Origin of the sequence: Paenibacillus sp. TC-CSREp1, from assembly GCF_050171015.1 — a bacterium.
Classification (GTDB): domain Bacteria; phylum Bacillota; class Bacilli; order Paenibacillales; family Paenibacillaceae; genus Paenibacillus; species Paenibacillus silvae.
Genome location: NZ_JBNOKM010000032.1, coordinates 29,085 through 42,348 on the forward strand (window position 1 = coordinate 29,085; position 13,264 = coordinate 42,348).

The following is a 13,264-nucleotide window of genomic DNA, read 5'->3' on the forward strand; positions in this document are numbered from 1 at the left end:
TATAATATGGGTAAATTATCCTTCCGACCTATAACAACCCGTACCATTTGTCTTAGGGTCTATTGGACTGTTTCATTCCATAGAGGATAGCTTTCATTCATATGACAAAGGAGAGATTATGCGCAATGGGAAATTTCAATCTAAAGACGGATGCTTCAAAGAAAGTGCTGCACATTGAGCTGGAAGGTTCCTTCTCTCAAGAGGATGGTCTGCGTTCCATCTCGGCGTATCAGGATACCATCGCTTCCATCAACACCAAAGAGTACAGCCTGGACATCGACTGCAAAAAGCTTAATGTCACTGCTCCTGAGATTGTGCCTCTTCTTGAGGGTTGCCTGACCATGTTCAAAAAGGATGAATATCAAAAAGTCGTGTTAACTCTGGAGAACAATGCCATTCTGAAAATGCAGCTTGCCCGACTGGGCCGGACTGTAGGGCTCGACAATCTGGAGATTATTTCAGCGTAACGATCTGCATCACCTGGCGTTAGTTACAACTCTGCCTTTCCACTTACGAGGAGGATGACGATGGCTGGAATTCGTATTGTAGATATCGACATATATCACCCTGAAACCAAGGTGCACAATGACTATTACATTGAACATTTTGATGCAAGAGGGGTGGATATACGCGGTTTGTTAAAAGCACTCGGACGTGATTCGCGTTACAAGATTGATCGTGATGACGAAAATTCATTGACTATGGCCCTTGAGGCAGCGCGACAACTTCTCGCCAAAACCGGCTTCACCGGCCAGGATATTGACTTGATTGCTTACGCAAGCCAAACACCGGAGTATATTTTCCCTACGAATTCCTTAATGATTCATCATCTGATCAGCGGAGCAGCCCACACCATCTGTATCGACAGCAATGCCAACTGTGCAGGCATGACGGCAGCCTTTGAACAGGTCAGTCGTCAAATGCTCGGCAATCCGCGAATCAAACGTGCCTTGATTATCGGCTCGGATTATATTGCTCCTCACGCCAGTCCGGATGATCCGGTATATTTCGCCAATTTCGGAGATGCAGCCGCGGCCGTAATTGTCGAACGGGATGAGCACGCTGTTGGTTTTATCGATTCGATCTATCAGACGGATACCTGTGTGTATCAAAATTCTTTATTCCCCGCCCAAGGACTCGCCAAGCTGGGGAGCACCGGAGTGGATGCAGGAGCCTTTCATGTCAAATTCATACCGTTTGACGATTCGATCTGTGTTGACGCCGCCTCGGAATCGATTCGGACCTTGCTGCAGCGGAACGAGATCAGGCCGGACGAGATCAAAGCCGCTTGTTTCTCCCAGCTGTCCATAGCGAATATTCGTGCGGTATCCAACAATATCGGCATCGCAGATGATATCGCCGTATATGTTGGAGACGAGTTCGGTTATACCTCCACCAGCAGTCCGTTTATAGCACTGCATCGAGCCATTACCTCGGGTAAGGTACAGCGCGGTGACAAAGTGTTGTTCTGGACCGTTGGCGCCGGGTGGCAAAATGTTGCCATGGTTGTTGAATATTAATGCATTTATGCATCATCATTGTATAACACGCAGGGCGAATTTAAGGGGCACCTCCCTCTGATTCGTCCTTTTTCATTTCCCCGTACAAAAAAGACAGCCCTCACGGACTGCCGATAATCTCTGCTGCCTTTTGCTTTTTCAAACACGCCCTAGAAAATTTTCTTCGTCTCCCGGTCATCCTTGAGAATTTCAACGGCTTCCCGGAAGCGCAGCGAGTGCACAATCTCCCGTTCCCGCAAAAATTTCAGACTGTCCTGCAAATCCACGTCATCCGTCAAATCAATCAACCATTGATATGTAGCCCGGGCCTTCTCTTCGGCTGCGATATCCTCGTACAGGTCCGCGATCGGATCGCCCTTGGCCTGAATATAGGTGGCCGTGAAGGGAACACCAGCAGCATTGTTGTAAAAGAGTGCTCTGTCATGTGCTGCATAATGGGCATCCAGCCCGGCCTGCTCCAGCTGTTCTATGGTGGCATCCTTGGTGAGTTTGTAGATCATCGTTGCAATCATCTCAAGGTGCGCAAATTCTTCTGTACCGATGTCGTTCAGCACACCGATTACTTTGTCAGGAATGGTATAACGTTGATTCAGGTATCTCAGAGCTGCCGCGAGTTCTCCATCCGCACCGCCATATTGCTCCATCAGCAGCTTTGCCATATGAGGATCACATTTGCTTACCCGCACCGGATATTGCAATTTTTTTTCATAAACCCACATTGTACAGGACGCCTCCTTCGATTTTTAGACTTGCCAAGGCCAAGGTGTCTGTGACCACTCCCACGGATATTTGGAAAATGCATGACCAAAGTTGGTCAACGGACCATATAGCTGTTGAAACTCATGTGCCACGCGCATGCGCTCCTGACTGAATTTGTTATACTGCTCAATGCTTTGAAAATCTCCCGGATGTGTGTTCAGATACAGATTCAGCTCGACCAGCACAAAATCCAGCGCCTGCAGCTCCTCCAGCAGTTCATAATATCTGGCGTCACAAGCCTTCGGCTGCTGCTCCTTCTGCATCGCTCTCCACCGCCCTTTCCTTCGTTTTCTCCGATGTATACGGACTAAATAATGCGGGCCACAGCGTGCCTACTCTCAACGCCTCAGCCGGACTGTATTGTGGCCAGCCCATCGGCTGAAAGGGGATAAACAACTGCGGTGGAACCAGGTACGTACGAATGCCTATGGGCTTACACGGATCAAATGGACCTATAAAAGGCACATATGCCCGAACCTGCGGATCCTTCATTCCAACAGCCTCCTTTTGAACTCCACTGACTTGCATTTCACTGACTTACCTTCCAACAAAATGCAAAAATTAATTTAAACAACTATGCTTACGGCCCCAGCCTTCCCCGTCCTTATAACCATATGTCAGGCTAGCAGAGGATAATCCTCTTTTTATGAAATGAGCACAAAAAAAGACCTTTGATCGCTGTGTCTGCACACTGCTTTCAAAGGCCTTGCTTTACTTGTTGTTATGGTCTTCCTCTTGAACTGGCAATGGATCACCGTTTTTCGCTTCTGCGCTTGTATCCGGGTCTTTCATCTGCTTGTACACCTTCACCCGATTGATGCGCAGCCGCGTGGATTCTTCCACCTCGAAAACATATCCGTTCTGTTCCCTGGTTTTGCCTTTAGCCGGACTGCCCTCCAGCTCTTTGAACAACCAGCCGCCAATCGTATCAACGTCTTCGTCCTCGATCACTGCTCCAGTCCATTTATGAACATCCTCAATCAGCGAACGTCCGTCTATTGAAAAAGCTTCACCGATTCGTTCCATATGCGGTCGCTCATCTTCAAACTCATCATACAGATCACCAACGATTTCTTCCAGAATCTCTTCCGCTGTCAGCAGCCCAGCAGTCCCTCCGTACTCATCCACGACGAGGGTCATCTGGGAGTGCTTCTTCTGCATCAGACGCAGCACATGACTAATCTCCATCGACTCGGGTACGTTCAGAATCGGGCGCACCAGTGCAGCGAGATCCTGCTGCTGCTCCGGTTCAGCCAGCAGCAGATCGGTAATATGGATGAAACCGATAATCTCATCCTTATCCTCGACAGCCACCGGGTAACGAGAATGCTTGGTGGCATTGATGATCTTCAGATTTTCCTCAAGAGGGAGATGGGTATATAAACAGTCCATGTCCGTACGCGGCAGCATGACCTCCCGAGCCAGCATGTCGGAGAAATCAAATATATTGTCCATCAGCTTGATCTCATCCTTGTCAATGACACCGCTCTTGGCACTCTGTTTCATCAGGATACGCAGCTCATCCTCGGAATGGGCTTCACTTTCACTAGCTGGTTCGATACCAGCCAGACGTAATAAAGCATTCGCTGAGGCGTTAAGCACCCAGATGAACGGAAAGAAGATTTTATAAAATAACAGCAGTGGCGCTGACAAGAGCAGCGCAATCCCGTCTGTTTTCTGAATCGCCAGAGATTTGGGTGCCAGCTCACCAAGCACAATATGCAGAAACGTAATGATACAGAATCCGATGATGACCGATACTGTTGCGATCAGCCCCGTATCCGTAACACCCAGCTTGAACATAAGCGGCTCCACTAGCAGTTTGGAGATGGCGGGCTCCCCCAGCCACCCTAGCCCGAGAGACGTCAGTGTAATCCCGAACTGCGTTGCTGATAAATAAGCGTCGAGTCTACTATTCACCTTCAATGCATACCCGGCCAGACGATTCCCCTCACTCTGTAATTGCGTCAGGCGTGTCTGTCTTACTTTGACCAGAGAGAACTCCGCAGCGACAAATACGCCATTCAAAAAGACGAGCAAAAAGACACAGATCAAATTAAATGCCAGCTGTCCAAAATGAAACTCGGTATGCACTTCCAAGTTGAAACTCCCCTTTTCTATCTATTTCAGGAATGAACCTGGAATATCAACGTGTAATTGCTTTTCTTGATTTAAAATCAACACCTTTGTAATACATGTCAGCGACCAGCAAATTCGGACCACAGCAGGAAGCTGCATCACAATGACAGTTCACCGTCTGGTTCAGCGGATGCTCCGCAGACCATTCATGGAACACATCATCCAGTTTACGGTCATGAATGTTGCCGAAAGCCGGAATATCAGCAAAATCCGTAACGTACACGTTACCGGTAAACATGTTGACATTAACACGGTTACGTCCGTCGGGATCATTGCGAACCGTCACATTAGGCTCGCTGTACAACCGCTGAATCAGTTCACGATCCTGTTCAGCCGCACTGCATGCAAAGAATGGCAGTGTTCCGAACAGCATCCACATGTCTTTATCACGTACATCCAGCAAACGATGAATGGCTGCTCTCATATGATCCAGTGACAACACAGGCAGCGACGAGGCAAAATTGGAATTGTACATTGGATGAACCTCATGCCGTACACAGCCCATCTCCCGAATCAGCTGGTGAATGCCTTCGAGCTTGTCATGTGTACGATAGTTGATCATGGACTCGGCAGAAATAAACATGCCGGCTTCGCTCAGCTTACGTGAGTTCTCGATCATCTTTTCATACATCTTCACCGCCACTTCACGCTTCACCGGTCTGCCGCTGTTCGCAAACCCGACCTGATGAAAATCATCGGCATTCAAATAGTTGAAAGAGATATGCATGACGTCGAGATATGGGAGCAGCTTTTCATATCGACTGATATCAAGTGTCAGATTCGAATTGATCTGGGAACGGATTCCGCGTTCCTTGGCATATTTAAGCAGTGGAATAATCATCTCATCCACCGTTTTCTGGCTGAAGCTGGGCTCGCCCCCTGTCAAACTGATGGTCTGCAGGTGCTCCACCTCATCCAGGCGTTTCAGCACCAATGGAAGCGGGAGAGCCGGTGCCTCCTGCATCGTAAGCATATCCCCTACGGCACAGTGTTCACACCGCATATTGCACAGATGTGTCACCGTCATTTCTACACTGGTCAGCACATGCCGTCCATATTTGCGCAGAGAGCCGATCGGGTCCCACGGATCATTCGTGGGTGATAAAGGCATCGGTTGTACCGATCCTGAGTTTAGCATGGTCATAGTTCTTCACCTTATTCCTTTTATTAACCTAAAATGTTCATTTTACATCATATTCGAGATTACTCTTTTAGGAGTTATCTTTTATCATAGCACAATTATGAATTATACTGCACAGCCAAACCCTGTCCATTAGATGACAAAAAACGCTCGTGCAGCTTCGGGAAATTAGCTTTAAGCTCCCGATATACACTTAAGCGTTTGTCCATATCCTGCTTAATCAGTTATTCAGCGGTTCGCCCATTGCAATTGCAGCAGTAGAGTCCACGCCTTCCACCCCTGTGATCATCACCGAAAGCTCTGTAGCAAGATTGATTTCGTACGGTGAAGCAAGCATTTCACCTCTTGCATCTTTAAGCACACGAACAAGCGGTCGCTGCGGAACACGCGGTTGAATGGCCGCCACCACGCCAACTTCTCCCGTACTCAGCGTTACAGACAGACCTACGGGATAAATCGCGACACAATCTCTGAATTTTTCAAGCATCCGCTGCTCGTAAAGCGTACCTGAGCCGGTGTATAACACTTCCACAGCTTGATGAGGAAGCAAAGCTTTACGATACACCCGATTGGTCGTCATCGCATCGTAAGAATCGGCAAGAGCAATCCACTTGGCGTATTCATGGATTTCATTGCCTTTCAAACCTGAAGGATAGCCGCTGCCATCAATGCGTTCATGGTGCTGCAAAGCGCAGTGTGCAGCCAGCAGCGGAATTCCGGGTTCATCTTTAAGGATGCGATGTCCGTATGTGGTGTGCTGCTGAATAATTTTAAATTCCTCGTCACTGAGACGTGAGGGTTTATGTAAAATTTCAGAGGCAATCTGTGTTTTTCCGATATCATGCAGCAGGGCGCCCAGGCCAATCTCCATGAGCTGCTGGCGCGAGTAGCCTGAGGCTACGCCCAGAACAAGGGTATAGACACATACATTCAGCGAGTGGTTATACAGGTCGAAGTCACTGGAGTTCATGTCCATTAACATGATCATCGCTTCTTTTTGACTTCCAATGTCCTCCAATATATTATTCATTACACCACTAAGCGCTTTGCCAAAATGAGGAATCTGACTTTTGCTTCTGAAGCCGGACATATGTTGAAACTGCTGCTTGATCTCCACAAGCGCTCTTCGCTTCGTTTCTTCCTGAAGCATGTCGGGTACAACAATATCCTCTGTTGCTGCATCCTGAATATACACATATCCAATCCCGAGATCCTTCAATCGCCCGATCAACCGACTCGTCAGTTCTACATCCTCACTGAGCAAGACCAGACCTTCCTCACTAAAAATTCGTTTTCCCAGCTTCATGCCAGGCTGCAATAAGTTTATATGTACTAAACGCACAGCCTATCCTCTCCCGCTCCGTAGATGTAATGAACACTGCCGCGCTTCAGCAGAAGGCAGTCTTGTTGTTCTAGCTTTGAAACCAGCGAGACCGCAGGCTCTCCTCCAGCGCCCCCGGCCGCTTTAATTCCTTTTCCACCAAATCTCGTATAAACTCTGGAAGATGGTACTTGATATTGCTTCCTTGAGCCAGGGATGGATATCCCACATTAAACGTAAACATGTCAAGCGTTCCAACAACATATTCACGCCGATCTTCCATAGGAGCTCCGTTCACCACAATCGATTGAATCCGGTGATACGCAGGTGCATTCGGGTCATACCATACTTCCATTCCGTCCATACATAACGTACCCAGAATCTTGCCCCGAAAGCCAAACCCTACGATAGGTTTGTTAGCAAATTCCTGCAGCAGCGACTGCTCAAGTGCTTCACGAATCTGGCTTCCATTCAAGCATATTGTACAAGCATTTATCGGAGATGGACATAAGGAATGTAACAATCCCTTGGTAATATGCCCTTGTGGAAGATTTCCAAGCAGCTGACCCGCATTCACAAGGGACAGTTCAGCTCCTGTAAATTGCCTTACGGATTGCGCAAGCAAGGTGGCAAAAGCGGATTCCCGCTCATAATCTACCGACAGCTCCCGGTCCGTAATAACGGCTGTCTGATCCAGCACACGCTCGGCTTCTCTTCCGTTCGCCCAAATTGCCAGCGATACGTTCTCTTCCAACAGTTCTTCCTGTATAGGGATACAGCCACTGTTCACCAGACGCAGCGTTCCTTCTTCAGTGCCTCGTTCCAGCACAACCTTCCCGAGCCATTGTCCAAATTTGCCTGCAGCACCAAGCACCGTCTGTCCTATAACGAGCGGTTCTTCCAGAATGTGATGGGTATGTCCGCCAAGAATCACATCAATACCTTCCGTTTGCTCTGCGAGCTTTTGGTCCGTCGATAGACCAAGGTGTGAAAGCACGATAATGACATCCACTTGTCGGCGTAGCTTGTTAACCTGCTCCTTTAACGTCTCCACCGGGTCCAGCACTTGCCATCCAAGCAGCTCGTAAAATGTATTAAAGGGAGCCGTTGCGCCCAGCAGGCCGATTCGGAATGGCCCCTTGTCAATAATCGCAGATGTCTGCATCCATGCTGGAGGTTGTCCCGTAGCGTGCTCCACTACATTGCCACATACAATGGGACAGAGAAGTGCATTATAGGCTTGCGCTAGTTGTTCCGCCGTGAAGGTCAGGCCTTCGTTATTTCCGATCGTTATCGCATCATAACCCGTCAGATTCATTACATCGACATTCGCCATGCCGAGTGTGCCTTCCGTTTCAACAGCCATTCGATCCATGTGATCACCAATATCAAGCACAAGCAGGTGTCCGCCCTGTGCACGTTCCTGACTAATCATAGCAGCAATCGCACTCATAGAGCCGAAGTGACTGTGAAGATCATTGGTGTGTAAAATAGTTAATGTCTGCTTCTCGCTGCTGTGCATTAAAGTGCCTCCCCTGCCGTTCATTAAAACGTACATTCTTCTAATAGATAAGAATAACATTTTCTACGTCGTTATGATATATTTATAAGGTTTAGAGATCAAAAAGAGGTGATTCAATCTATGAAATTGACCATTCAACTATTTGCAGGCATTGCAGAACGTTTAAATACATCACAGCTATTGTTTGAATTCGATGGTGATACACCTACAGCCTCCATACTCAAGGAACAATTAAGCGCTGCTTACCCTGAAGCGGCCTCCCAGATTCATTCATCCTTTCTGGCAGTAAATCAAAAGTACGCTCCGGCCGATACTATACTTAGAGCGGAAGATGAACTTGCTTTGATTCCCCCTGTATCTGGAGGGGATGGTTCCTCAAGTCCCGAGTATGACAAGCAGGATTCCCCTCAAACACAAGAGCATCGCACTGAAGACGGCCTGTTCCTCATTACCGATGCTGCCTTGTCTGTTGAAGCCACCACCAAGCTGGTGATCACTGCCAATCATGGGGCTACTCTGACTTTTGTAGGCACAACTCGGGAAATGACAGGCGATCAGCGCACTGTTTTTCTGGAATATGAAGCGTATGTACCGATGGCTCTCTCCCAAATGTCCGCCATCGGAGCGGAGATTTCGGAACGCTGGCCCGGTGTGCAAACTGCCATCAGTCATCGGATCGGTAAAGTAGATGTGGAAGAGATCAGTGTCATCATCGCTGTGTCTTCCCCTCATCGTAGTGACTGTTATGATGCAAGTCGTTATGCAATCGAAAAACTGAAACAAACGGTCCCCATTTGGAAAAAAGAAGTCTGGGAAGATGGCTCTGAATGGAAAGGTCATCAATTGGGTCCTTGGAACCCTATGGACTAGAAAAAATGAGACTACACGCGGTTTACAGAAACCTATGAATAGTAAACAAGTCGTTGTCAGCCCATTTTTTTCTTGTTATTATATTGATATGTGTCGATATTAGTCGAGGAAAAAGGTGGTTTATACGTGAGAGTGCATGTTACAGATCTTAAACCCGGCGACCTGCTAAAAAACGATATCTACAACGCTTCAGGTCTCCACATGCTGATGAAAGGTTCCGTTCTCAGTGAAGATGATATATCCAAATTGCTGCAGCATGGAATTGATTTCGCAGATGTAGAACCTGCATCCAACCTTCACTCTGATGAACAAACCTTGCCTTCCGATCAAACCCGTCTGTTAACCAATCTGTTTAACGACACGATCAAAGGTACGCATTCCCTGTTTGAGCAAGCTATAGAACAAGGCTTTGTTGATGAATCACAGGTTGATGAAATCGTAGGCACCTTGACGGGGCAGCTCGAAAAGCAAAAGGACGTCGTCTCCCTGCTGCTTATGCTGGATGGCGATAGTGACTACACCTATAACCATTCCTTGCAGGTCGGTATGCTTGCTTTTTATATTGCCGGCTGGATGGGATATAACCCTGAAGAATGTCTTACTGTAGCCAAGGCTGGATATCTTCATGATATCGGCAAATCGAAGATTCCTGCTGAAATCTTACATAAACCAGGCAAACTAACAACTGAAGAATTCGCAGAAATGAAAAAGCACACCTTTTACGGTTACGATATTATTAAAGCCTCCACAGAGGACGAGATCATTGCACTCGTTGCCCTGCAGCACCATGAACGCGAGGATGGGAGTGGATATCCATATGGATTACGCGGCGATGAAATCCACCCCTATGCACGCATAACGGCTGTAGCCGATGTCTACAGCGCGATGACAACAAACCGGGTCTATCAAACCAAGCAAGAACTTATCTCCGTGCTATGCGAATTGTATAGCCTTAGTTTCGGCCAATTGAATGCCGAGGCAACACAAGAATTGATCAAACATATGCTGCCAAATTTTATTGGCAAAAAAGTGTTACTCACCACTGGACACACGGGTGTCATCGTCATGAATAACCCGGCTGATTATTTCCGCCCGCTCGTTCAGACCTCTGAAACCTTTATTGATTTAGCGAAAGAAAGAGATATTGCAATTGTTGAGATTTATGTTCAGTAAGCCGGGATATCCGATGTAAAATAACATCATGAAAAGGGAAGCTCAATCGAGCTTCCCTTTGGTCTTTCATCTTATTTGAGGATTGTGTTACACACAGAAAGCTTTTGTGATGATAACCAACAAGATGAACAGTACCAAGATCGCACCCACGGATGTACATGGATTGTATCCACCTACGCCGCCAACATTATTGCCTCCACAGCCATAACCTACTTCGCTCATGTGATTGCCTCCTCTTTATAAGGTATACCCTAACATATGACACTTGAGTTCCGGATGAACTAGGCGAAACGGCAATCTTCCGCTTTTGGTTTTTAGCCCGGAAGCCGATGGGATGGAGTAACATTTAACATCGCTTCATGTTGATTGTTCCATTCTCCTTCTTCTTCCGTCAGGGTTTAATATGCTTCAGCAACATTAGTCTGTTTCCTTCACCTGTTTCCCTGTTTCCTTGCGGTACATGATCACAAGCATTCGCCAGAAGTCGTAGCTTCCTGTATTATCCTTGATATAAGGCCGATAATAAGTCAGCGCCTCCTGTGCCCATTCAGGACAACTCATATTGGACAAACGCTTCTGCTCTTGAATCCAGCTTCCCTGAAGCTCCAATTGCTTCTGCATCAGTGTAAACATCCGCTTTTCCTCACTGGTCATCGGTTGACCCTCCTCCTCCTGAGCCCCTATGCCATACTCTTTTAACAAATAAGCGCCCGGCTCAACCACTCCTTTTTCACTGGACGTATATCCATAGGAAGGCGAACTGGCTTTACGAATCTCATAATGCACATGGGGTCCCGTGCTCTGGCCCGTACTGCCTTGATAACCGACCAGTTGTCCTTTTCTCACTCGCTCACCAACCTTAACGGCAATTCGAGAAAGATGACCATAACAATGCAGGTATCCCCGATGATCTTCCAGAGCTACAGTAAGTCCATATCCGCCGAAGCCGGAGCCTGTTTGCCCTTCAGACGCAAAACGTACGCTTCCGTCCAGAAAAGCGTACACAGGGCCATTCCATGGCTCGGTAACCAGATCTACACCTCGATGAAACGTCTGTCCCCCATGTATAGGATGAATTCGATAACCGAAGGAACTAGTAATCCGATACCCTTCGAAAGGGTTTGCATTCATAGCTTCACATCCTTTTTCTATCATTACATGCGCTGTGTGATGCAATGGCTTGTGCTTATATCCTCTGCGGAGAAGGATTAATTCAACCAAAAACGCCGCCCGATTGTATATCTACGGTGCAGCGCTTGTGAGGTCAGTATAATATTATTTTGATGCAAATCAGTTCGCCTTACTCAGGCATGTCTAAAGCTTCCCGTTCATATGCTTGAAATGCATTCTCTAATCCCATGATGACATCTTTGATTTTCATATATCCCTTTGTATACGGTTCTGAATCACGAATTTCCTCCCATAAATAATGATAGGCTTTGAGATCCTCTGTCTCGCATACGACAAAATCGGTGTAGTCCTTACCTGGCAATGCCTCTGCATCGAAAAATCTGACGCTTACCTGACCGCTGTACTTTTCGATTGCAGCCTTTAAAGCAGCAGCATGCATTCTACGCTGTTCCCGTGGCAAAGCCAGCCAGGAAGGATAAAATTCAAGTAATACAATCATCATATGTCTCATGACTCATCTCTCCTTGTGCATCTGATCCGGGAGTGGATATCCCCCCTTTATCTAGTCATAGTGTAACGCACACTGTAGCCGTTAGCATTAACATAGGTTAATGACATGAGGGGCACGTTCGTTTACCTGAGTAAGCGGCTAAGGGAAACAGGAGAGATGCCAATATACGCAGCAATATGATATTGAGGAATTCTGTTTTCAAGTCCAGGATATTTGTGCAGGAATGCTTCATAACGCTCCAGTGCTGATAAACATAACAGTTCTCGCTCTCGTTCCTCCTTGCGTATATACAGTCGCTCAACCGCCTTACGCACAAAGCGCTCCCAATGATGACTGGCTTCCATGAAGTGCAGCAGCGCATCGTAAGGAATAACAATGACAGCAGCCTCCTCCAGCGCTTCAATGGTATACGGTGATTCAGCACCTGAAACCATTGCCGCATAGGATGTGGCATAATCCTGCTCCAGCGTAAAGGCAACATTAAAATCTTTGCCATCAGGCAGCGTGTAATACAATCGAAAACATCCTTGAATGCAAAAATATGCGTGCTGCACTCTCTCGCCTGCACGAATTAATGTCGTTCCCCTGGGGATTTCTTTCACTGAGGTTCCTTGCACAAACCATTCCCATTCTTCTGCCGAGATTCCGGCCTCCAAGGCTGCCATGTGAAGGGCTTTGTAATGATACTGCATACACACCTCCTACATTTGACTCAAATTAAACGTCATCTTACATTCACATATAATATGTACTGTATTGTACTAAAAAGGGAAACAAAGAAAAAGACGAACCGGAACGGTTCGTCTTCTCTTATGAATATTTTACATATATTAACTTAACCGATGGAACCTTCCATCTCGAATTTGATGAGACGATTCATCTCAACGGCATATTCCATTGGCAGTTCTTTCGTAAATGGCTCGATGAAGCCCATGATGATCATCTGTGTAGCTTCCGCTTCAGTCAGACCACGGCTCATCAGGTAGAAGAGCTGATCTTCGGAAACCTTCGATACCGTAGCTTCGTGCTCCAGCATGATGTTGTCATTCATGATCTCGTTGTAAGGAATCGTATCCGATGTGGACTCATTGTCGAGAATGAGTGTGTCACATTTGATGTTGGATTTCGCGCCCTCTGCCTGGCGTCCGAAGGAAGCCAAACCACGGTACGTTACTTT

Annotated in this window: 16 protein-coding genes; 4 read left to right on the top strand and 12 right to left on the bottom strand. The window is 47.1% G+C overall.

The genetic code is table 11. The features are described 5' to 3' along the window. Nucleotides 1-125 precede the first annotated feature (125 nt). Nucleotides 126-467, top strand: a complete 342-nt coding sequence (locus ACQSGY_RS29070) for a hypothetical protein (protein ID WP_427182041.1) — start codon at nucleotides 126-128, stop codon at nucleotides 465-467. Nucleotides 468-527: 60 nt separating this feature from the next. Beyond that, nucleotides 528-1,520: a 3-oxoacyl-[acyl-carrier-protein] synthase III C-terminal domain-containing protein gene (locus tag ACQSGY_RS29075; RefSeq protein WP_427182042.1), complete on the top strand. Its 993-nt coding sequence runs from the start codon at nucleotides 528-530 to the stop codon at nucleotides 1,518-1,520. Nucleotides 1,521-1,669: 149 nt separating this feature from the next. Here the strand turns inward: ACQSGY_RS29075 and ACQSGY_RS29080 are convergent, their stop codons facing one another. The 7 genes from ACQSGY_RS29080 to ACQSGY_RS29110 all read right to left on the bottom strand — a co-directional run bounded on the left by ACQSGY_RS29080 (nucleotide 1,670) and on the right by ACQSGY_RS29110 (nucleotide 8,402). After that, nucleotides 1,670-2,239 carry a manganese catalase family protein gene (locus ACQSGY_RS29080; protein WP_111271537.1) on the bottom strand — a complete coding sequence of 190 codons (570 nt, stop codon included), beginning with the start codon at nucleotides 2,237-2,239 and terminating at the stop codon, nucleotides 1,670-1,672. A 24-nt stretch (nucleotides 2,240-2,263) separates the two neighbouring features. Next, nucleotides 2,264-2,542 carry a spore coat protein CotJB gene (locus ACQSGY_RS29085; protein ID WP_111271536.1) on the bottom strand — a complete coding sequence of 93 codons (279 nt, stop codon included), beginning with the start codon at nucleotides 2,540-2,542 and terminating at the stop codon, nucleotides 2,264-2,266. Beyond that, nucleotides 2,511-2,771 (bottom strand): spore coat associated protein CotJA, encoded by a 261-nt coding sequence (locus ACQSGY_RS29090; protein ID WP_427182044.1) that lies wholly within the window; start codon nucleotides 2,769-2,771, stop codon nucleotides 2,511-2,513. Before ACQSGY_RS29090 ends, ACQSGY_RS29085 begins: the two co-directional genes overlap by 32 nt. Before the next feature lie 219 nt (nucleotides 2,772-2,990). Further along, entirely contained in the window at nucleotides 2,991-4,379 is a 1,389-nt protein-coding gene (locus ACQSGY_RS29095; RefSeq protein ID WP_427182045.1) for a hemolysin family protein, read from the bottom strand. A gap of 46 nt (nucleotides 4,380-4,425) precedes the next feature. Continuing rightward, complete coding sequence (gene yfkAB / locus ACQSGY_RS29100) at nucleotides 4,426-5,562, bottom strand: radical SAM/CxCxxxxC motif protein YfkAB (RefSeq protein WP_427182046.1); 1,137 nt, start codon at nucleotides 5,560-5,562, stop codon at nucleotides 4,426-4,428. Nucleotides 5,563-5,779: 217 nt separating this feature from the next. After that, nucleotides 5,780-6,865, bottom strand: a complete 1,086-nt coding sequence (locus ACQSGY_RS29105; protein WP_427182047.1) for an HD-GYP domain-containing protein — start codon at nucleotides 6,863-6,865, stop codon at nucleotides 5,780-5,782. A 106-nt stretch (nucleotides 6,866-6,971) separates the two neighbouring features. After that, nucleotides 6,972-8,402, bottom strand: coding sequence for a bifunctional metallophosphatase/5'-nucleotidase (locus ACQSGY_RS29110; RefSeq protein WP_427182048.1), 1,431 nt, complete (start codon nucleotides 8,400-8,402; stop codon nucleotides 6,972-6,974). 120 nt (nucleotides 8,403-8,522) lie between these two features. Between ACQSGY_RS29110 and ACQSGY_RS29115 the strand changes: the two genes are divergently transcribed. Continuing rightward, complete coding sequence (locus tag ACQSGY_RS29115; RefSeq protein WP_427182049.1) at nucleotides 8,523-9,272, top strand: molybdenum cofactor biosynthesis protein; 750 nt, start codon at nucleotides 8,523-8,525, stop codon at nucleotides 9,270-9,272. A gap of 126 nt (nucleotides 9,273-9,398) precedes the next feature. Continuing rightward, entirely contained in the window at nucleotides 9,399-10,445 is a 1,047-nt protein-coding gene (locus ACQSGY_RS29120) for an HD-GYP domain-containing protein (RefSeq protein WP_216520194.1), read from the top strand. 87 nt (nucleotides 10,446-10,532) lie between these two features. On the opposite strand, the gene ACQSGY_RS29125 is transcribed toward ACQSGY_RS29120, so the two are convergent. The 5 genes from ACQSGY_RS29125 to ACQSGY_RS29145 form a co-directional block, all read right to left on the bottom strand. Next, nucleotides 10,533-10,667: a YjcZ family sporulation protein gene (locus tag ACQSGY_RS29125; RefSeq protein ID WP_216520192.1), complete on the bottom strand. Its 135-nt coding sequence runs from the start codon at nucleotides 10,665-10,667 to the stop codon at nucleotides 10,533-10,535. Between the two features lie 195 nt (nucleotides 10,668-10,862). Then, entirely contained in the window at nucleotides 10,863-11,576 is a 714-nt protein-coding gene (locus ACQSGY_RS29130) for a M23 family metallopeptidase (RefSeq protein WP_427182050.1), read from the bottom strand. Nucleotides 11,577-11,745: 169 nt separating this feature from the next. Then, a complete protein-coding gene (locus ACQSGY_RS29135) occupies nucleotides 11,746-12,087 on the bottom strand; it encodes a darcynin family protein (RefSeq protein WP_427182051.1) in 342 nt (113 codons plus the stop codon). A gap of 122 nt (nucleotides 12,088-12,209) precedes the next feature. Further along, nucleotides 12,210-12,779 carry a Crp/Fnr family transcriptional regulator gene (locus ACQSGY_RS29140; protein WP_427182053.1) on the bottom strand — a complete coding sequence of 190 codons (570 nt, stop codon included), beginning with the start codon at nucleotides 12,777-12,779 and terminating at the stop codon, nucleotides 12,210-12,212. 143 nt (nucleotides 12,780-12,922) lie between these two features. Continuing rightward, a partial coding sequence (locus tag ACQSGY_RS29145) for a SufD family Fe-S cluster assembly protein (RefSeq protein ID WP_427182055.1) occupies nucleotides 12,923-13,264 on the bottom strand: 342 nt, incomplete at its 5' end.

Excerpts from the sequence above, each read along its gene's own strand:
- ACQSGY_RS29135 (WP_427182051.1), bottom strand. The coding sequence starts at position 12,087 with ATGAGACATATGATGATTGTATTACTTGAATTTTATCCTTCCTGGCTG.
- ACQSGY_RS29115 (WP_427182049.1), top strand. The coding sequence starts at position 8,523 with ATGAAATTGACCATTCAACTATTTGCAGGCATTGCAGAACGTTTAAAT.
- ACQSGY_RS29105 (WP_427182047.1), bottom strand. The coding sequence starts at position 6,865 with ATGAAGCTGGGAAAACGAATTTTTAGTGAGGAAGGTCTGGTCTTGCTC.
- ACQSGY_RS29070 (WP_427182041.1), top strand. The coding sequence starts at position 126 with ATGGGAAATTTCAATCTAAAGACGGATGCTTCAAAGAAAGTGCTGCAC.
- ACQSGY_RS29140 (WP_427182053.1), bottom strand. The coding sequence starts at position 12,779 with ATGCAGTATCATTACAAAGCCCTTCACATGGCAGCCTTGGAGGCCGGA.
- ACQSGY_RS29125 (WP_216520192.1), bottom strand. The coding sequence starts at position 10,667 with ATGAGCGAAGTAGGTTATGGCTGTGGAGGCAATAATGTTGGCGGCGTA.
- yfkAB (WP_427182046.1), bottom strand. The coding sequence starts at position 5,562 with ATGACCATGCTAAACTCAGGATCGGTACAACCGATGCCTTTATCACCC.
- ACQSGY_RS29130 (WP_427182050.1), bottom strand. The coding sequence starts at position 11,576 with ATGAATGCAAACCCTTTCGAAGGGTATCGGATTACTAGTTCCTTCGGT.
- ACQSGY_RS29085 (WP_111271536.1), bottom strand. The coding sequence starts at position 2,542 with ATGCAGAAGGAGCAGCAGCCGAAGGCTTGTGACGCCAGATATTATGAA.
- ACQSGY_RS29075 (WP_427182042.1), top strand. The coding sequence starts at position 528 with ATGGCTGGAATTCGTATTGTAGATATCGACATATATCACCCTGAAACC.
- ACQSGY_RS29080 (WP_111271537.1), bottom strand. The coding sequence starts at position 2,239 with ATGTGGGTTTATGAAAAAAAATTGCAATATCCGGTGCGGGTAAGCAAA.
- ACQSGY_RS29110 (WP_427182048.1), bottom strand. The coding sequence starts at position 8,402 with ATGCACAGCAGCGAGAAGCAGACATTAACTATTTTACACACCAATGAT.
- ACQSGY_RS29090 (WP_427182044.1), bottom strand. The coding sequence starts at position 2,771 with ATGAAGGATCCGCAGGTTCGGGCATATGTGCCTTTTATAGGTCCATTT.